Genomic DNA, 20,492 nt, shown 5'->3' on the forward strand with positions numbered 1-20,492 from the left:
CTGAAAACCACCCGTTCTAGATAAATTATATTTTTTATGTGAATCACTGACTTTTTTGTAATAATTCGGTTATCATTAAGTTAATTGATAATGAAAAATATAGGGATATCCTTTTTATGGCGCTATTTCAACGCCTTAGTTTTGTTTTACTGTTTGCAACTTTAATCGGTTGCGGCGGCAGTGCTGGTGGATTTGACGAAAGCCCAGATGATGGTAGTACACCAGACGCTATAACAATTTCCTTAGCTATTTCAGATAAGAATTTAGCTCAAGCGACACCACAAACGCTTACAGTAAACGTCATGCAAGGTAGTACACCGCTATCTGATAAATTAGTCACATTTACAGTGAGTAATACAGATTTGGCAAGTTTCAGTACTGATGTCAATACGAGTAGTACTGATGCAGATGGAAACGCTGAAATAGGTTTACTTGTTGGTTCTAGTAGTGGTGATGGTTCAATCACAGCGAGTGTCGATGGTATTGATTCTAACTCTGTAACTTTTAAAAGTGCAGGTGATGGCTCAGAAGAAGTTAGTAACTTTTTAACGATTACTAACTTTACTAATAGCGGAGCTATTTCTAAAGCGAACCCATCAAGTATATCTGTTCACTTCGAGTCTTCAGATGGTATAAATTTAGCGAATGAAGTGATTGCATTTACGTCAACTCTGGGTGTTCTAGATCCGAACACGGGTACAGTTCTGTCCAATAGTACTGGCGATGCCACTATAATACTTGCTGCTGGTACAGTACGAGGAGCAGGTACCTTAACAGCCACTTCTACTTCAGGAGATGTGGCAACTCAAGGTTTCTTTACCGAGGGTGATGGTGCAGAACAAGGCGGAAACTCTTTAGCGATTACCAGTTTTACCAATATTACGTCGATCTCCAATGCAACCCCTGCCAGCATTGCTATTCACTTTGAAACCGCTGATGGCACTGATTTATCAAATGAAGTGATTACATTTACTTCCACCTTAGGTGCACTTGATCCTAAAACGGGGACTGTACTGACTGATAGTTCTGGCAATGCAAGTATTACACTTTCTGCGGGGACTGTGCGTGGTGCAGGTGTATTAACGGCTAGCTCGAGTGCGGGTGATGCAGTAACACAAGGTTTCTTTACTGAGGGTGATAGCCCAGAAGAAGGAGGTAACTCGTTAACGATTACCAGCTTTACCAATAGTACGTCAATTTCCAATGCCACCCCTGCTAGTATTACTATTCATTTTGAAGCAGCTAATGGCAATGACTTAAGTGATGAAGTCATTGTTTTTACCTCCACTCTCGGTGTGTTGGATCCAGTTGTGGGAACAGTACTTACCAACAGTAGCGGTGATGCCACCATTACACTTTTTGCCGGTACAGTTCGTGGTGCAGGGGTATTAACAGCTAGCTCCAGTGCGGGTGATGTGGTTACACAAGGTTTCTTTTCTGAAGGTAATAGTGTTGGATCAGGTGTCAATATAAGCCTAGCTTTAACTGATAGTGATGGTAATGAAGTTGAACAAATAAGCAGTATCTCTTCTGGTAAACTAATTGCAACCGTTACTGGGGTAAACAAAGCGGTTATTGTTACTTTTACAACTGACCTAGGCACTATTCCCATTCAAACAGCAATCGCAACAACAGGTAGTGATTATATTGCAACTGTTGATCTTTTAGCTGGTAATTCTCTAGGTGCTGGTACCGTGATAGCACAATTAGTATCAGGTGAATCAGAGCAGTTAGTTTTTTCAATTGGCGCATCTTCTCTTGGCATGGGTCATGCCATTGATGGCGTTACAGGTTTACCTGATGGTTTAATTGCTGTGCCAGCTGGTGTTATTTCTGCGGGTGCTACTGCTGGTTTGTCTGTGAGTATTTGGGACGTCTCTAATGCTTCAGCGAGTACACCTGCGACATTATTTACCACAGAAACTGTTGAAGTTAGCTTTACTTCAGGTTGTAGTGTCCTATCTGTACCAACAGCCAATATTGATTCCCCTGTTGCCACTATAGCCGGTATTGCTCAAAGCACTTATTTAGCCCAAGGTTGTCAGGGACCTGATATTGTTACAGCAACGGCTAATGCTGGAGGAACAGTGTTATCTGCCACAGGAACAGTGACAATTAGTTCACCGGATTCTGGCAGTATTGAATTTATTTCTGCAACACCAGAAAATATTAGTTTGAAAGGTGTTGGTGGTATAGAAAGCTCAACAGTTGTCTTTAAAGTAAGAGATACCAACGGTAATGTTGTTGCTAATAAAGATGTTGATTTTTCCTTAAATACTGAAGTTGGTGGTATTGGCTGGAGCCCAAAATTTGCCCAAACTGATAGTAATGGTTTGGTTCAAACAGTTGTCAATTCAGGCACAGTACATACGAGTGTTCGGGTTAGAGCTGAGTTAAATGAAGATGCATCAATTTTTACACAATCTAAACTGTTAGTTATTTCAACTGGTATTCCAGATCAAGACAGTTTTAGCTTATCTGCCAGTGTCTTTAATCCAGAAGCTTGGAATATTGATGGTACAGAAGTTATCATTACGGCAAGGTTAGCTGATGCATTTAATAACCCTGCCCCTGATGGAACAGCTGTTGCTTTTACCACTGAAGGTGGTGCCATTGAAAATTCTTGTGTTACTACAAAAGGTGCCTGTTCGGTAATTTGGACCAGTCAAAATGTCAGACCAGAAGGACAAGAATTAGGCGAAGTAAATGATGGGCCAACATTAGTTCAAGGCACTGTTGATATCAGTAAAGGATTGGATTTTACTGAAAAACCAATAAAGTTTACAGTTACTACGCCGGAAAATGCTGCTGACACTGTATCTTTAAACTCTAATTTTGCATCTAAAGCTGAATTACTCGATGAAACTAATGAGCAACTGGTTGATTCTGGTGTTAAAGCCGTATCTGGTTTTGAAGGTTTATTTGAACTGATCTCAACCACAGGTTTAGATATCACCATCACAGATACTTCAGTTGGTTCGGTAACTACCTTCGATGTTTTAGGTCTAAAAAATGGTATCACTTATTATAATAATGTTACCCAAATTATAGGGTTAAGTCGAATCAACCGCATTAAAGATGGTAAGGATTTTTCGACCAACGATATTAAATTTACTGTTACAACTGATGATGGTTCAGGTTCAATTATAGCTACTGTATTTTTAGATGAAAATTACACTTCTTCTAGTTCTATTATATCTAGGATTAATACATTACTTAACGAAGGGAATAGGGCGGATCCAAGTCCTGTACAGGCTTCAGAGTCTATTGAAAATGGGATAAGTTATGTAAAGCTTACTACAACGAGTGGTCTCGATATTACGATAGCAGACCAAGGAGGCAGTAGTAGTACGTCTAATGAGTTAGGTATTCCTGATGGTATTGCATCAACATTTGTCGGTACGAATGCAATTAAGATCATTAATGCAGGTAGAGACTTTAGCATCAACGATATTGAGTTTAATGTTCAAACCACCGATGGTCTAGATACAGTAACCCTAAACAGTAATTATGATAGTCCTGCGGATATAGTTGAAAAAGTTAATACAGACTTAGCAGTGTCTTCTGTAGTTGCTTCAGAGTTTATTTATGCTGGAGACACTTACCTACTACTTAAATCACCAACTCGTCTCAATATAAAAATAACTAATGGTGCTGGTACTAGTGATACGTTTGCAGAGTTAGGTATTGCTGATGGCACAACTTTCGCCTCGAGAATTAATAGTGCTTCACCTAGTTCAAATAATTTTATGGGGCAAAAGTATGGTGGACGAGCGACGATTTCTGCAACAGCTATTGGTGAAGAGTCATTCCCAGACTTTAATGGTAATGGCCTTTATGATCAAATTGAAAAAAATGCCTTTTTAGGTATTAATGATAATTCAGGCTTAGATGTAAATGGTTCACCTTATGACTTAACAGAGTCTTTTATTGATTACAATGAAGATGGTATTTATAACCCAGATCCAACAGTGGCTGATGGCGAAAGAGTTGGTGGTGAAACTGGTGGTGAAGAAGAGAAATTTGATGACTTTAATTCAAGTGCCGAATTTGACTTAGAAAATAATAAGTACAATGGCTCATTATGTGGTGATGCTGACAATTGTGCTGTTAAGAAATCAATTAATGTTCGTGGAACGCTTGTATTAGTGATGTCTGGTAGTAATCCAATGTTTGTTACTAACTACCCTACCAATGGTGACAGCATTGATATTGTACAAGATGGAACAGCCGCCGCGGCAGTTACTATTGCTGATTTTCATAATCAACCTATGCCTGCAGGAACAACAGTTATATTTGAGGCTGCTGTAGGTTCTGTGAAGGGATTAAGTACTTACACTTGGCCTAATACTAGCTTTAATGGAGGTAGTAGTTTTGCTGTTACCATTGAAGGGGTAAAAGATAAAGACATTAGTGGTCCACTTGTAGTTACCGTAACAACACCGTTGGGGGTTACTACCTCTTATACTGTTGCGACTATAAATATAACGTCGCTTTAAGTATATAATGACCCGTCCTAGCATGGGTTGACACATTTTGAATTAAAACGCCTGATGAACTTCATCGGGCGTTTTGTATTTTAAGGCCGTATGTGGCCTTCTTCCATTATATATCATCACAGACTCCTCAACCATTTTCTTAGCCTCTTCTAAATTTTTAGGTTTTACTAACAAATATTCATTTTTTAATATGCCGTTAATACGCTCCGCTAAGGCATTTTGGTAACAATCATAACCATCGGTCATCGAGCACTTAATATGATGTTTTTTATGAAGATACTGATATTCATTCGAACAATATTGAACACCTCTATCTGAATGGTGCACTAGGTTATTCTTTGTCTTTCGTTGCTTTAACGCTTTTACAAAGGCTTGTTTAACAGAATCAACTCTCATGTTGTCATCAATGTGATAGCCCACCACTTTTCTTGAATAGGCATCTGTGACTAAACTCAAATACGTATTACCTGACACTGTTGGTAAGTAAGTAATGTCTGCGACCCATAACTGCTCAGGGCTTTGAGGAACAAACCCCGCTTTAAGTAAGTTAGGGTGACAATGAAATCTATGGTGGCTATTGGTTGTTTTATGGTAGGCACGCTGACGTGATATCAGCATACGACATGATGCAAGTAATTCAAATAATCTATCTCTACCAATAAATAATGGTTGTAATGACAGTAAATATTTGAGTTTACGCGTCCCAATTCTCGGCTGATACATTCGCTCATTAACGATAAATTCAAGTATACGCTGTTCGTGCTTTTGACGGTGAGCCTGCGTAACGCATTGTTTATAATAAGCTTGACGTGTGATACCAATAAAAGCGCAAGCCTTGGTAACCGTTAAGGTCTTTATCGCTTTTTGCTTGATAACTTCTCTTTGTGCTTTTTTGTTAGGCGTACCCCGTAGTCCGTTTCAAGGACATTAACGACAGCCTCAAAAAATTGTGCTTTGAGTTGACTGTCTGCTAGCTGTTGCTCTAGTGCTTTAATACGTTGCTCGGGCGTTTGGGGGAGTTTTGATTTGGACATAGCAAAACCTTGGGTTAAAAAAATTGGTGTGCCTGTAGACCAATCTAGTCGACCATGCTTACGAAGCCAAATTAAAACAGTAGAACAACCTTGAATTCCATATTTATCTTGAGCTTGTTTATAGGTTAATTCCCCGCTTTCGACCTGGTCTACAACACCTAATTTAAAGGCGAGGGAATAATCTTTTTGAGTACGTTTAGTGGTTGATTTCATAACACTCTCCAATGCATTGCTGGAAAAGTGTCAACCTTATTTAGGACGGGTCATAAGGCATAATAAAAAAGGCTCCAGTAGGAGCCTTTTTTATTAACTTGATTGTGAGCCAACGTTATTTAAAATAAGTTATTTATTCATCTCTTCAATCAAGAAAGCTGAAATCTCTGCACCTGCTGCAAGAGTTTTATCACGGCTGACGGCACCTAAACCTGTGCTGTCGGTGAAGGGGGCAATTTCCATCATGTCGGCGCCGGTAATTGGGTACTGAGCGGCAATAGCGCGCAATATTTGCATTGATTCGTTGGGTGATAAGCCATCTGGCTCTGGTGTACCTGTTGCTGCTGCATAGGTTTCATCGAGTGCGTCAATGTCATAGCTAACATAAATTTCATCGACGTTATCATCTTTCAATTGTTTCATTATTTTTGCAATAATCGCTTCCACGCCTTGCTCTTTAAGTTCATGTGCCCAATGTTGCTTAACGCCAAAAGTGCTTTCCCAATGTGCTTTAGGCTTGCCACTTGAACGAATGCCGATTTGAATTAAATCACGACGTTCAGTTAAGTCGTCTAAGATGTGTGTACACCACGAGCCAAAGCATAAGTCGATACCTAAACGTTCAACCAATAAATCGGTATGGGCGTCAAAGTGAATAATAGCCGCACGCACGCCTTGTTTTTTCTTCGCTTGTAAATAGGCTTTTGCTAATGGGTAACTAACAGAATGATCACCGCCAATACCAAAGATGCCTTTGTTAGGGAATTCGGCATAAAAGTCGTGTAATACATCTTCTGTGATTGATAACGGGCTAACAGGAAACTCACTATTCTGATCTTGATAAAGTGCTTTTCGACAATTGGCAATGGTTGCCTCATTAAGATATTTATCATGTAACAAATGCGGAATAACGCGCACGTCGCCTAAATCAAAGGCATTTAAATCAGGGTATTGTTCTAACAGTGTTGAGCGAACAAACAAGGGCCCCCAGTTAGCACCACGTAAAATTCCGCCACCACAGTCTGAAGCAATGCCGAGAATTACCGCATTAGTCGACTGTGGCAGTGTTTCAATACTTTGCTGCCATAGTGACTCTATATCGTTTGATTGGCCAAATAAGGCTTTATGCAAACGCTCCTTACGTTCTTTGGCTGTGTTGACGGTAAAAACGCCGTTTCCTGGTGGACATAAGCACTGGGTGATTTTATTTTTAAATGTTGACCATGAAGTTGTCATGTATATTCTCTTCCTATTAAAAGGTATTGAAATTCACTTAAATGAACGCAAACTACCTGGAGTGATTGTAAAAAATTGTTAATACTGACCATAAAGTGCAGTTATTTCGCTTTCAGCCCTTAAATTTTGCTAAAAAGTCGATTATGATGGCGCCGAAAAGTTCGCGTCATTATAGCTAAAAGTTGTAAAAAGGCATATATATAAAATTTTTTGCTTGTCAGCTTGCTAATTTACAGATATATCTAATAGTAATTTCAGTCTCAAATTTAATTTTACGTTTCAGTTTTATTTACGAAGGCAATTTTTTCTTAATGTTTAGCTCGCGCAATATTAAGTCATTCAATGCAAATAACTGTGACGCAACTGACATCGTCAGCTTAGTAGGAATATAAAATAATATGGCAAAATCTCTGGTAATTGTGGAATCGCCAGCCAAAGCGAAAACAATTAACAAATACCTTGGTAAAGATTTTATTGTTAAATCTAGTGTGGGTCACGTTCGTGATCTACCGCATAGTAGCACGGGTAAAAAAGTAGCGGCAAAATCTCCTGCTGAAGTAAGAAAAATGGCGCCTGCGGCGAAAGCTAAATATAAAGCTAAACGCGATAAACTCGCATTAGTTAATCGTATGGGTATTGACCCTGATAACGATTGGGCAGCGAATTATCAAATACTTGAAGGCAAAGAAAAAGTTGTTGCTGAATTAATCAAGCTTGCCAGTACCGCTGATACCATCTATCTCGCAACCGATTTGGATAGAGAGGGTGAGGCAATTGCATGGCACTTAAAAGAAATTATTGGTGGCGATGACGCCAAATTTAAGCGCGTAGTTTTCAACGAAATTACTGAAAACGCTATTCAACAAGCGTTTTCTGCACCAGGCGAATTAAGCATGCCTGGGGTTAATGCCCAACAAGCGCGACGTTTTCTCGATCGTGTGGTTGGCTTTATGGTCAGTCCATTATTGTGGAAAAAAGTAGCTCGAGGTTTATCAGCTGGGCGTGTGCAATCGGTTGCCGTTAAACTTGTTGTGGAAAAAGAGCGTGAAATTAAAGCTTTTGATCCGAAAGAGTATTGGGAAGTTAGTGCCGATACGCAAACCTCTACAGGTAGCGACTTTGCATTAGATGTTACTCATGACCATGGCAAAGCTTTTAAGCCAACTAATGAAGCCGATACAAATAAAGCGTTAGCCGTTTTAACCTCATCACCTTACACGGTAAGTAAACGTGAAGACAAACCGTCAAAAAGTACGCCGTCAGCACCCTTTATTACCTCGACGTTGCAACAGGCCGCCAGTACTAAATTAGGTTTTGGTGTTAAGCGTACCATGGGGCTTGCGCAACGTTTATACGAAGCGGGTCATATTACTTATATGCGTACCGACTCGACCAACTTAAGTAAAGATGCGGTTGAAACCTGTCGCGGTTATATTACTGATAATTTTGGTGAAAATTATTTACCAGAAAATGCGAAAGTTTATACCAGTAAAGGAAATGCTCAAGAAGCGCATGAGGCTATTCGGCCATCAAACGTTAAGCTTGAAGCGGCCTTTATCACTGATGTGGATGCGGACGCGAAAAAATTATACGAATTAATCTGGCGCCAATTTGTGGCTTGTCAAATGACGGCAGCACGTTACACGGTAAGTACCATTACCGTTGATGCTTCTGGCTTTGATTTAAAAGCGAAAGGGCGTGTAATGCAATTTGACGGTTGGACACGTGTTCACCCACAACTATCAAAAGGTGATGACACACATTTACCTGATTTAGCCGTAGGTGAAGTATTAACACTTCAACAGTTAAATCCATCGCAAAACTTTACTAAGCCACCAGCGCGTTTTGGTGAAGCATCGTTAGTTAAAGAGTTAGAAAAACGTTCAATTGGTCGTCCTTCGACTTATGCGTCAATTATTTCTACCATTCAAGATCGCGGTTATGTGCGCTTAGATAAAAAACGCTTTTATGCGGAAAAAATGGGTGAAATTGTTACCGATAGCTTATCGGGTAGCTTTAAAAAGTTAATGAATTATGACTTCACTGCCAATATGGAGCAGGAGTTAGATGAAGTTGCTGAAGGTAAAAGTAACTGGAAAGATGTATTAAACGGCTTCTATAAAAGCTTTACCGAGCAGCTAGAACTTGCCGACAAGCCTTCTGAGGAAGGTGGTATGCGTAATAACGAACCAATTGTAACCGATATTGATTGCCCAACCTGTGGTCGTAAAATGGGTATTAGAACTGGCTCAACGGGTGTGTTTTTAGGCTGTTCTGGCTATGCATTACCACCTAAAGAGCGTTGTACTACCACTATGAACTTAACGCCTGGTGAAGAAGCGGTTAGTATCTTAGCTGAAGATCAAGAAACCGAAGCGTTACGTGCTATGCACCGTTGTGATAAATGTGGCACGGCGATGGACAGTTACCTGATTGATGAAACACGCAAATTGCATATTTGTGGTAATAATCCAGTATGTGACGGCCTAGAGTTAGAAAAAGGTGAGTTTAAACTTAAAGGTTACGACGGACCTATTTTAGCATGTGACCGTTGTGATGCTGAAATGGAGTTAAAATCGGGCCGTTTTGGTAAGTATTTTGATTGTACTAATAGCGAGTGTAAAAACACCCGTAAGTTATTGGCGAGTGGCGAAGCTGCGCCACCCAAAGAAGATCCAGTACAATTACCTGAATTAGCATGTGAAAAGTCTGACGCACACTTTGTATTACGTGATGGCGCCGCCGGTATCTTTTTAGCGGCTAATACCTTCCCAAAATCACGGGAAACACGAGCACCTAAAGTGGCTGAACTGGCGCGTTTTCGCGATAGAATTTCAGAAAAATTCTATTACCTAGCCGATGCACCAACGCAAGATCCAGAAGGTAACTTAGCTGTTGTTCGTTATAGTCGAAAAACTAAGTCACAATATGTTATGACTGAAGTTGAAGGCAAAGCAACGGGTTGGAATGCTAAGTATGTTGATGATAAGTGGGTTGAAGAACTCGCTAAGAAAAAAGTAGTAAAAGCCAAAGCCAAAGCAAAACCTAAAGCTAAAGCCAAGCCTAAAGCTAAGCCTGAGGCGAAAAAAACAGCTTAAATAGATAACTGCTCTACTTCAAAATGCTGAAACTGTATCTTGAAGTAGAATGGTGCAGTCATGTTACAAAAAAAAGCGCTCTAAGAGCGCTTTTTTTATGTTCACGACAAACGGTCAGTTTGAGCTTATAACATTTCTTTTGTTCCAGACAAAACTAAGTTCCAAAATTCCTGCCGGCAATGTCGTGTTCATATGGCGGTTCATCGCCATCTCGGTAATTGCTCATGCATTACTTTAATGACTTGCATCCCGATAAAAAAATAGCTTCACGGCATTCGAACATTCATGTGCGATAATGTGCGTTAATGTGAAAAAACGGCGATGTCAAAAACAATGTCGAGTTTCAACAGCTTTTCATTATTATCAGTGATAAAATCTGTTTTATTTTATCAAAGATTTATTATGGCGATTAATTGGTTCCCGGGGCATATGCATAAAGCCCAAAGAGAAATTAAAGAAATTCTACCGCAAATTGATGTGGTGATTGAAGTTTGTGATGCGCGTTTACCTTTTAGTAGCGAAAACCCCATGATCACTGAAATTCGTGGTGATAAACCATTAATTAAAATTTTAAATAAATCAGACTTAGCTGACCCAAAAGTCACTGAGTTATGGCTGAACCATCTAGAGTCTCAGCATAACGTAAAAGCGATTGCATTGACCACAGAGTCGCCATCGGTTGCTAAGACTATTCCAACCTTAATTCGAAAATTAGCCGCTAATAAAGATGAAGCCGGTAAGCAAATCAATGCCGTTATCATGGGGATCCCCAATGTGGGAAAATCTACCTTGATTAACACCCTTGTGGGTAAAGCTAAGGCTAAAGTTGGTAATGAACCTGCGGTAACCAAAGGTCAACAAAGAATACGTCTTGATGAAGGTTTATATTTATATGACACCCCAGGTATGCTTTGGCCGAAAATAGTCAATGAAAATAGTGGTTATCGTTTAGCAATTACCAGCGCAGTGAAAGATACCGCATTCGACCATGAAGAAATTGCTTGTTTTGCCGCTGAATATTTATTAGCGGCTTACCCTGAGCGTTTAAAAGAGCGTTATGGCATTGAAGAACTGCCAGCACAAGAAGTTGAGTTAATTGAAGCCATTGGTAAACGTCGTGGTTGCGTTAAAAGCGGCGGACACATTGACTTTCACAAAGCATCTGAAATATTAATTAATGAAATTCGCGATAAAACCTTAGGTGGCATATCCTTTGAAACGCCAGAAATGGTGATGGCAGAGGTGGTGCATTTTGATAAGGTTGAAGCAGACAAACTTGCTGCTAGAGAAGCCAAAAAACTCGCCAGAGGCCGAGGTCGCCGTAATAAACGTTAGTATTAACTAAACATATAACTAAACTTAGCATTAAAAATTTAGTTATATGTTTAATCAGTAAGTTTAGTTATAAGATTAAGATAAGGTAGCAATATGAGTGAGCCATTTAAATTACATCCACAATTAGCCAATGATTGCTTTGTTATGGCTGATTTTCCACTTTCTCGTTTATTACTGTGTAATGACAGTGCTTACCCTTGGTTCATTTTAGTGCCAAAAGTCGATGGTATTCAGGATATATATCAACTGGATTGGCAACAACAGCAACAGCTATTAAATGAATCAAGCATGCTAAGTGAAGTGCTTATGCAGGAATTTAAAGGTGACAAAATGAATGTGGCAGCCTTAGGCAATGTAGTATCACAATTGCATTTACACCACATAGTGCGTTATGAAAAAGATGCTTGTTGGCCTAAGCCTATTTGGGGGCAGCAGGCGCTAACACCCTATACAGATAGCGAGCTAGAAGTTATCAAAAGTCGAATAATACCTAAGCTATCAGCCATATTGTTATCTGATAACTAAGTTTGAAGATAACTAAGTCTTAAGATAACTGAGTTTTAATATAGCTAAGCCTTAATACTCAGAGTGTTAAGGCTTCTTGTATTTACCCGCTACATTTCAAGATACAAAGCAGTATTTGAAGTGCAGCCGGTATAATTTCTTAAGCTTAAATTAGCCTAACTAAGCTAACTTATGCAAAGCTTTCAGCAACAGATGATTGCTTCATCATGGCAAGTGACTGGCTCAAATCTGCAATTAAGTCATCAACATTTTCAAGACCAACTGATATTCTAATTAAACTATCACTGATACCGGCGGCTAAACGTTCTTCTTGAGTATAAGGTGAATGTGTCATCGAGGCAGGATGTTGAATAAGAGACTCTGCATCCCCTAAACTGACGGCAATTGAAAACAACTGCATACGGTTAATAAAATCACTACCACCGGCTAAATCACTATCAATTTCAAAAGCAATAACACCGCCAGCTGCTTTCATTTGCGAGCCGATAAATTTATGTCCTGGGTGGCTTTTTAGGCCCGGGTAATAAACGTGCGTGACTTGCTCATTATTTTCTAAAAATTTCGCTATTTTTTCAGCGTTACTGCAATGGCGCTCCATACGAATAGGTAAGGTTTTAAGGCCTCGCATGATCAACCATGCATCATGTGGACTCATGGTTGCGCCAATATCTTTGAGTACGGTCATTTTTATCATCATGATCATTTCACTCGTACCACAAATAATACCAGCAACCACATCACCATGACCGTTTAAATATTTTGTCGCGCTATGCACGACTATATCTATGCCATACTTTCCCGGTTGCTGTAATACCGGCGTTAAAAAGGTGTTATCGACGATAGAAATAATATTGTTTTTTTGCGCTATTTCACCAATCATAGCTAAGTCGTATACCGCTAAGTTTGGATTTACCGGTGTTTCTAAAAAGATGACTTTTGTATTGGGTTTTATGGCCGCTGCAATTTCTGCAGGGTTTGCCATATCAACAAAGCTAACTTCAATGCCCCATCGGGTAAGTTGATGATTCATTAACGCAAATGAACAACCATAAACCGCTTTTGATGAAATTAAATGATCGCCACAAGATAAATTACTCAATAAAGCGCCAGACACCGCGCCCATGCCAGTAGCCGTAGCAGCGGCGTCTTCCATGCCTTCCATTGCGGCTACTCGCATTTCTAATTGTCGAGTTGTTGGGTTGCCTAAGCGACTATATATGTAGCCTTCAGCTTCGCCAGCAAACCTATCAGCGCCTTGTTGTGCATTGTCGAAGATAAAAGTAGAGGTTTGATAAAGTGGCGTAGCTAATGAACCAAATTGTTCGTCATTAATACGGCCTGAATGAATCGCTTGAGTTTCAATATGTTTACTTTCTGACATGGGATACCTTTATCTATAGGAGAATTATTATTGTTGTTAACTGTAAATCAGTCACTTATTAACGGTTATGTAGCAATTATGCTGCCATCTTTTTATTTTGTTATTTATCAGTGGCTTATGTTTATTTGCATTAAATTCAACAAGTAAGTTGTAATATTATTATTACAACTTACTTGTGGCTAATAAAGATAGTGAGTTAAAATATAAAAGAAAGTCATGTTGGTTATAGCTGTGCTTGACGTTTGTTTTTTTGTAATAATAATATTACATTGTAATGTTATTATTACAACACTAAGAATAGTATGGTATTGATGAGGAGTTGATGTGCGAATAGAAATAAAATCTGAAGACCGAATGGGTATTAGCCAAGAAATATTAGCAACTTTTACTGGTTTAGCGCTAGACATTCAAGCAATGGAAGTAAGTTCACAATTTATATTTGTGCATTTGACCAAAAGCGCCATTAGTTTTAATAAAGTAAAACAAGTATTAATGAGCGTTGCTGGGGTTGATCACTGTCGGGCAGTAGATTTATTACCCTCAGAAAGTCGAGAACGGCATTTAAGGGCATTAGTGAATCGTTTACCTGATGCTATTATCGATATTGATGAAAACGCTTGTGTGATGGCGTTAAATCAAGCCAGTGAAAAGCTATTGGAGAATCATCAACGCCACAAAGGTGTATCGCCATTGCTCGGTGAGCAACTCAAAGGAGCTAAAGTTAATCGCTTACTTGATATAGAAATAATCTTGCCTTTATTAGATAAAGCTAGCTCGCAAAATGTGGATATTGCCGGACAAAGTTACCTAGCAGAAATTAGTCCGATCAGTGAACAAGAAAACAGCTCAGGTGCCGTTATATCCTTAAAATCAATCACAAGTTTAGGTCGACAAATTTCGATACTGCAAACGAGAGATGCTCAGGGACTTGACCATATTATTGGTCAATCTGCTAACATTCAATTACTTAAAGAGCAAACAGCCCGTTTTGCTGAATTGGAATTGCCGGTATTAATTAATGGTGAAACAGGCACGGGTAAAGAGCTTATTGCTAGGGCTTTACATAATGCAAGCAAACGTCAACAAGCGCCATTTTTAGCGGTAAACTGTGCTACGTTACCTGAACATTTACTTGAAAGTGAGCTATTTGGCTACGCAAACGGTGCTTTTACGGGCGCGCAAAAGGGTGGTAAACCGGGTTTACTTGAGTTGGCAGAAGGTGGCACTTTATTCTTAGATGAAATTGCTGAAATGTCACCTTATTTACAAGCTAAATTATTAAGGTTTTTACAAGACTTTAAATTTCGTCGCCTCGGTGGCACCAAAGAATTACAGGCCAACGTTAGAGTACTGAGTGCGACTCATCAAGATTTATTAGCTATGATAAGTCAGCACAAGTTTAGGGAGGATTTGTTTTATCGCTTAAATGTGCTGAATTTGAATTCGCCACCATTACGTGAACGTGTGGAAGATATTGCCTTAATAGCGCGCCATTTTGTGGTGTTAGCGGCAACACAAATGAACTTGCAGCAACCGAAAATTGATGAAAGTGCCATACAATTACTCTCATCGTATCCTTGGCCCGGCAATATTCGAGAATTACAAAATGTGCTTTTTAGGGCGGTAGCACTGAATGAATATGGTGATATCTCTGCACAAAATATCAGCGTCGCGTTAGCGCAATTTAAACGAACTGAAGTCACTGGTGTGGTTGAATTTAAAGTGGAAAACGAACTGGAGGATTGGGCAAGTGCGCAAGCAAAATTTGAACAGCAGCTTATTAGCGCTTTATATCCTTATTATCCGACAACGCGCAAATTGGCAGAGCGATTAAAGGTATCACATAACAAAATTGCCATGAAATTACGCCAGTTTGGTATTAATAATTAAATAACTAATGCCGAATCACTAATACCTATGGGTAACCGTTGTGAAGATGATTTAATCTTCTAATATTTTATAAAGAATTTGTTTAACGTTTTTAGGCTCAAATGGTTTATCACACATAGCTGTAACGCCCTCAGTGAGAATATTCGCTAACTGGGTTTTACTACTTTCACTCGTTACCATGAGTATGGGGATATGTGATTGTTGGCTCTCATTGCGAATATATCGGGTTAGCTCTTGACCATTGATCTCTGGCATATTGTAGTCAGTAACGACGAGGTCAAACATATTTTCTTTTAACAAGGCAATGGCTTCATTGCCATCAACCGCTTCGGTTATTTTCAGTAAACCCAAGTTGTTCAATACGCGTTTAATATGATTTCTGGCTAGACGACTATCATCAACGAGCAAAACGCGAACTTGATGAACATCAAAGTAGTCAAGTTCTAGCTCATCGGTTGATAATAAATCAATGGTCGTGTTTATTGCTGTTGCTAAGTGATCAGAAGTAAAAGGTTTTGGTAGTAAAGCAAGAACACCCGACTGCTTAAACTCTTCTAATTTTTTAAGGCGACTCTCACTGGTAACTAGCATAAAAGGTGTGTCAGCAATAGCAGGGTTATTTCTTATTTTAGACAGTAGTTCTATCGCATTACCATCATCAAAATACATAGCGCTGGTAATTAAATCACGTGGATATTTTTCGGCACTGGCATAAGCTTCAGCAATGTTTTTAGCTTCTGATACTTGGGTAATACCCAGCTGCTTTAACTCTTTAATTATAATTTTTCTTTGTAAATCAGAAGGCTCAACAACCAGTAAAGATAATTCATTTGGATTCATAATATTACTCTATAGTTTTTAATTGATTATTTAGCCACCAATAAATTTGACCTTAAAGCCATTTTTTTCCAGCACTAATTTTATCTCTTCGCGCTTATCACCTTGAACCTCTATCACTTCACCCACTACGCTGCCGCCAGTGCCACAGATTTTCTTAATTTTTTTAGCAAGTTCTTTTAAGGCTTTATTATCTAAGCCTAAACCGGTAATGGTGATAACACCTTTTCCCTTTCTGCCTTTAGTTTCTCGACGTACTTTTGCAAAACCGTCTGACGGCGTAACTGTCGTATTTTTAGCCGGTGATATTCTTCCGTCAGCCGTTGAATAGACCAAAGCTTGATGGTTACTATTTTGCTTAGACGGTATATCGTCGATGCTTTTACCAAAGGCACTAGCTAAGTCACTTAGGCTAGAAAATTTTTCTGTCATAGTTGTACTAACCTCACTAATTTTTGATCATTTATACTGGTTAAAAAAAGCCAATACTAGCTTGTTTATTTAATCATTATCGCTTTATGAATGCCGACTATTAGATAATGCAGTAGCCTATGGTCTTAAACAAGTCGTTATTAAATAAATGCTTTGTATTTTGAGATGTTACCTGCATATAAAGTAGAGCTGATAATTAATGAAATGGCCCTACTGCTAAAATTTGGATAAAATAAAACCACTGCTCGAGTGGTTTTATTATACAGAGAATAAAGTGAGCTTAAAGCTTACTTTCTAATTCAGGTAAAGCGTCAAATAAATCAGCCACTAAACCGTAATCAGCTACTTGGAATATTGGCGCTTCGGCATCTTTGTTAATCGCAACAATGACTTTAGAGTCTTTCATACCGGCTAAATGTTGAATAGCACCTGAAATACCTACGGCGATATATAAGTCAGGAGCAACAATTTTACCTGTTTGACCCACTTGCATATCGTTTGGTACAAAGCCAGCATCAACCGCGGCACGAGAAGCGCCGATGGCTGCGCCTAACTTATCAGCTATACCATCAAGTAATTTGAAGTTTTCGCCGTTTTGCATACCACGACCACCAGAGATGATCACACTTGCCGCACCGAGTTCAGGTCTTTCTGAAACCGAAAGTTGTTCACTTACGTAGCTAGAAATTCCGGCATCAGTGACCTTGTCTACAGCAATAATTTCAGCATCACCATCGGTTGCAACGGCGTCAAAACCGGTAGAGCGAACAGTAATTACTTTTTTGTTATCTAAACTTTGTACGGTGGCAATGGCATTACCCGCGTATATAGGACGGACAAAGGTGTCACTACTTTCTACGGCAATAATATCTGAAATTTGCGTAACATCTAATAACGCAGCAACACGTGGCATAAAGTTTTTGCCCGTTGTCAGTGCTGTCGCCATGATGTGGCTATAATCTGCGGCAAGTTCAGTCACTAATAATGAAACATTCTCAGCCAGTTGGTGTTCATAAGCGGCGTTATCAGCGACCAACACTTTTGAAACACCATTAACTTTGCTTGCTGCTTCAGCAACGGCTTGACAGTTGTGACCGGCAACTAAAAGATGAATATCTCCACCAATAGCTTGCGCTGCTGCAACCGTTTTTAGTGTATCGGCTTTTAATTCGCTATTGTCGTGTTCGGCAAATACTAAAATGCTCATGAGATCACCTTCGCTTCATTTTTTAATTTTTCTACTAATTCATCAATGCTTTCAACAATAATACCGGCTTTGCGCTCAGCAGGCGGTGTAACTTTAATTAAATTAGTACGTGCGGTTAAATCAATACCAAAATCAGCGGCCGCTTTTACCACTAGTGGCTTGCGTTTGGCCTTCATTATATTCGGTAATGAGGCATAACGAGGTTCATTTAAGCGTAAGTCAGTGGTGACAATAGCCGGTAGAGTTAAGGCTAGAGTTTGCAAACCGCTATCAACTTCACGAGTGACATTAACTTTATCGCCATCAATGCTTACCGCCGAGGCGAATGTACCTTGTGACATGCCGGTAAGTGCCGCTAACATTTGGCCTGTTTGGTTGTTGTCGCTGTCAATTGACTGCTTACCAAGAATAACCAGTTGTGGCTGCTCTTCTTCCACTATTTTTTGTAATAGTTTAGCAACGTTAATTGAATCTAAGCTTTCATCTGTGTCAATTTGAATAGCACGGTCAGCACCTAAGGCTAGGGCTGTACGCAACTGTTCTTGGCAAGATTTATTACCAATAGACACGGCGATAACTTCAGTGGCTATGCCCGCTTCTTTTAAACGAACGGCTTCTTCAACAGCAATTTCACAAAAAGGGTTAATTGCCATTTTTACATTAGCAAGATCGACATTTGAATTGTCTGCTTTAACACGTACTTTTACGTTATAGTCAATAACGCGTTTGATGGGTACTAATACTTTCATCGTTGCCTCTGATTATGTTGGTTGTAGGTAATCTTGGTTAAACTAAAGTAAATTCAACTTAACGCTATAATGATGGATTGAAAGACTACTTGCAGATGACGTTTACGTCAACGTCTTCTGTCGATATGGTCAGTCAAATCGTGTTTAAATAAATATTATCGTTAATTAATGCAATACAAGATAGTATTTAACACGAATATATCTATAATGTTTGATATTATCAAACAGGTGTTTGAAAATCAAACGTGTGTTTGAATATTTCATATAATAATTAAATGATGGGAGATGTTATGGAACGCGAATCAATGGAGTTTGATGTTGTAATTGTTGGAGCCGGTCCTGCAGGCCTGTCGACTGCTTGTCAACTAATGAAACTTGCACAAGAAAAAGAACAAGAACTTATGGTCTGCGTAGTGGAAAAGGGCTCTGAAGTGGGCGCTCATATTCTTTCCGGTGCAGTTTTTGAACCACGGGCATTGAATGAATTATTTCCTGATTGGAAAGAAAAGGGTGCGCCTTTAAATACCGCGGTTACTGGCGATGATATTTATTTATTTAATGGCGAAAAAAGTGCGATAAAATTACCTAGCTTTAGTGTCCCTAAAACTATGCATAATGACGGTAACTACATTGTCAGTATGGGCAATGTTTGTCGTTGGTTAGCCGAACAGGCTGAAGAGTTGGGCGTAGAAATTTTCCCAGGCTTCCCTGCTCATAGTATTATTTATAATGACGATGGCAGTGTTGGCGGTGTTACTACCGGTGATATGGGATTAGATGCAGAAGGTAAGCCTAAAGATTCGTTTATGCCGGGTATGGAGCTAAAAGCAAAATACACGGTTTTTGCTGAAGGCTGTCGTGGCCATTTAGGCAAAGAACTTATCGCTAAATTTAGCTTAGATGCTGATAAATCACCACAACATTACGGTTTGGGTTTTAAAGAAATTTGGGATATTGCCCCTGAAAAGCATCAAGAAGGTTTAGTGGTGCATTCTGCTGGTTGGCCGCTTGAGAAAGACACTAACGGTGGCGGTTATTTATATCATGCGGAAAACAACCAAGTCTTTGTTGGCTTAATTGTTGATTTAAGTTATAGCAATCCACATTTAAGTCCGTTTGATGAGTTTCAACGTTACAAGCATCATCCTAAAATTGCCCAATACCTTGAAGGTGGCAAACGTGTATCATATGGCGCAAGAGCAATGGCTAAAGGTGGCTTTAATTCACTACCTAAAATGACCATGCCAGGTGCGGTATTAGTAGGTTGTGACGCGGGTACCATTAACTTTGCGAAAATTAAAGGTAACCATACCGCGATGAAGTCTGGCATGTTGGCGGCTGAGTCTATTTTTGATGCCTTATTAACCGGCGATGAAGGTGGCAAAGACCTCACCAGTTTCACAGAGAAGTATCAAAACTCATGGTTATATGACGAACTATATAAGACGCGTAATTTTGGTCCTGCTATGCACAAGTTTGGCACCTTTTTAGGTGGTGCTTATAATACAGTAGACCAAAACTTTTTTGGTGGTAAGTTACCGTTCAACTTTAAAGATGACAGCTTAGATCATGAGCAACTAAAACTAGCCGCAGATGTGCCGGTGATTAATTATCCCAAACCGGATAATAAATTGAGTTTTGATAAACTGTCATCAGTATTCTTATCAAACACTAATCATGCAGAAGAGCAGCCATGCCACTTGAAGTTAGGGGATAGCAGTATTCCTATTGGTGTTAACTTAGTCAAATATGCTGAGCCAGCGCGACTTTATTGTCCTGCAGGGGTATATGAAGTTGAAAGTACAACAGACGGCGATAAATTTGTTATTAACTCGCAAAACTGTGTGCACTGTAAAACTTGTGATATAAAAGATCCGAGCCAAAATATTACTTGGGTAACACCAGAGGGCACCGGTGGCCCTAATTATCCTAATATGTAGTCATAAAAAACGGACTATTAGCCACTCGTTCAGATTGAGGTGATCGCGTATATCGCTATTTTTGAATAAAAAACCTGCAATTGCAGGTTTTTTTATGTTTAGAAAATGGGCTTTAC

General features: G+C 39.3%; 13 protein-coding genes. 6 read left to right on the plus strand and 7 right to left on the minus strand.

What is annotated here, in order from left to right:
• The first annotated feature begins 116 nt into the window (after positions 1-116).
• A complete protein-coding gene (locus tag H4J54_RS07710; protein WP_182190301.1) occupies positions 117-4,499 on the plus strand; it encodes a hypothetical protein in 4,383 nt (1,460 codons plus the stop codon).
• Positions 4,500-4,541: 42 nt separating this feature from the next.
• Here the strand turns inward: H4J54_RS07710 and H4J54_RS07715 are convergent.
• Together H4J54_RS07715 and H4J54_RS07720 are read right to left on the minus strand one after the other, a co-directional pair.
• Positions 4,542-5,746, minus strand: a protein-coding gene (locus H4J54_RS07715; protein WP_182190302.1) for an IS3 family transposase whose coding sequence is annotated in 2 segments (ribosomal slippage) — positions 4,542-5,380 and positions 5,380-5,746 — 1,206 coding nt in all. Because the reading frame shifts where the segments join, the coding sequence is not laid out codon by codon here.
• A 129-nt stretch (positions 5,747-5,875) separates the two neighbouring features.
• Positions 5,876-6,982 (minus strand): arginase family protein, encoded by a 1,107-nt coding sequence (locus H4J54_RS07720; protein ID WP_182190303.1) that lies wholly within the window; start codon positions 6,980-6,982, stop codon positions 5,876-5,878.
• A gap of 398 nt (positions 6,983-7,380) precedes the next feature.
• On the opposite strand from H4J54_RS07720, the gene topA reads away from it, so the two are divergent.
• From topA to H4J54_RS07735, 3 genes are all read left to right on the plus strand, one after another.
• A complete protein-coding gene (gene topA / locus H4J54_RS07725; RefSeq protein WP_182190304.1) occupies positions 7,381-10,080 on the plus strand; it encodes a type I DNA topoisomerase in 2,700 nt (899 codons plus the stop codon).
• A 402-nt stretch (positions 10,081-10,482) separates the two neighbouring features.
• Entirely contained in the window at positions 10,483-11,415 is a 933-nt protein-coding gene (gene ylqF, locus H4J54_RS07730; protein ID WP_182190305.1) for a ribosome biogenesis GTPase YlqF, read from the plus strand.
• Positions 11,416-11,508: 93 nt separating this feature from the next.
• Positions 11,509-11,940 carry an HIT domain-containing protein gene (locus tag H4J54_RS07735; protein WP_182190306.1) on the plus strand — a complete coding sequence of 144 codons (432 nt, stop codon included), beginning with the start codon at positions 11,509-11,511 and terminating at the stop codon, positions 11,938-11,940.
• Positions 11,941-12,109: 169 nt separating this feature from the next.
• Here the strand turns inward: H4J54_RS07735 and megL are convergent, their stop codons facing one another.
• Entirely contained in the window at positions 12,110-13,321 is a 1,212-nt protein-coding gene (gene megL / locus H4J54_RS07740) for a methionine gamma-lyase (protein ID WP_182190307.1), read from the minus strand.
• Between the two features lie 324 nt (positions 13,322-13,645).
• Between megL and H4J54_RS07745 the strand changes: the two genes are divergently transcribed.
• Positions 13,646-15,211: a sigma 54-interacting transcriptional regulator gene (locus tag H4J54_RS07745; protein WP_182190308.1), complete on the plus strand. Its 1,566-nt coding sequence runs from the start codon at positions 13,646-13,648 to the stop codon at positions 15,209-15,211.
• Positions 15,212-15,262: 51 nt separating this feature from the next.
• On the opposite strand, the gene H4J54_RS07750 is transcribed toward H4J54_RS07745, so the two are convergent.
• From H4J54_RS07750 to H4J54_RS07765, 4 genes are all read right to left on the minus strand, one after another.
• On the minus strand, positions 15,263-16,051 hold the full coding sequence (locus H4J54_RS07750; protein WP_182190309.1) for a response regulator: 789 nt from the start codon (positions 16,049-16,051) through the stop codon (positions 15,263-15,265).
• Between the two features lie 30 nt (positions 16,052-16,081).
• Positions 16,082-16,480, minus strand: coding sequence for a translation initiation factor (locus H4J54_RS07755; protein WP_182190310.1), 399 nt, complete (start codon positions 16,478-16,480; stop codon positions 16,082-16,084).
• Between the two features lie 280 nt (positions 16,481-16,760).
• A complete protein-coding gene (locus tag H4J54_RS07760; RefSeq protein ID WP_182190311.1) occupies positions 16,761-17,687 on the minus strand; it encodes an electron transfer flavoprotein subunit alpha/FixB family protein in 927 nt (308 codons plus the stop codon).
• The gene (locus H4J54_RS07765; protein WP_182190312.1) at positions 17,684-18,436 is read right to left on the minus strand and encodes an electron transfer flavoprotein subunit beta/FixA family protein; all 753 of its coding nucleotides are present in this window, start codon (positions 18,434-18,436) and stop codon (positions 17,684-17,686) included. Before H4J54_RS07765 ends, H4J54_RS07760 begins: the two co-directional genes overlap by 4 nt.
• 290 nt (positions 18,437-18,726) lie before the next feature.
• On the opposite strand from H4J54_RS07765, the gene H4J54_RS07770 reads away from it, so the two are divergent.
• Positions 18,727-20,376 carry an electron transfer flavoprotein-ubiquinone oxidoreductase gene (locus tag H4J54_RS07770; RefSeq protein WP_182190313.1) on the plus strand — a complete coding sequence of 550 codons (1,650 nt, stop codon included), beginning with the start codon at positions 18,727-18,729 and terminating at the stop codon, positions 20,374-20,376.
• The last annotated feature ends 116 nt before the right edge of the window (positions 20,377-20,492 follow it).

This window comes from Colwellia sp. MB3u-8 (assembly GCF_014076985.1).
In the GTDB taxonomy this organism is placed as follows: Bacteria; Pseudomonadota; Gammaproteobacteria; order Enterobacterales; family Alteromonadaceae; genus Cognaticolwellia.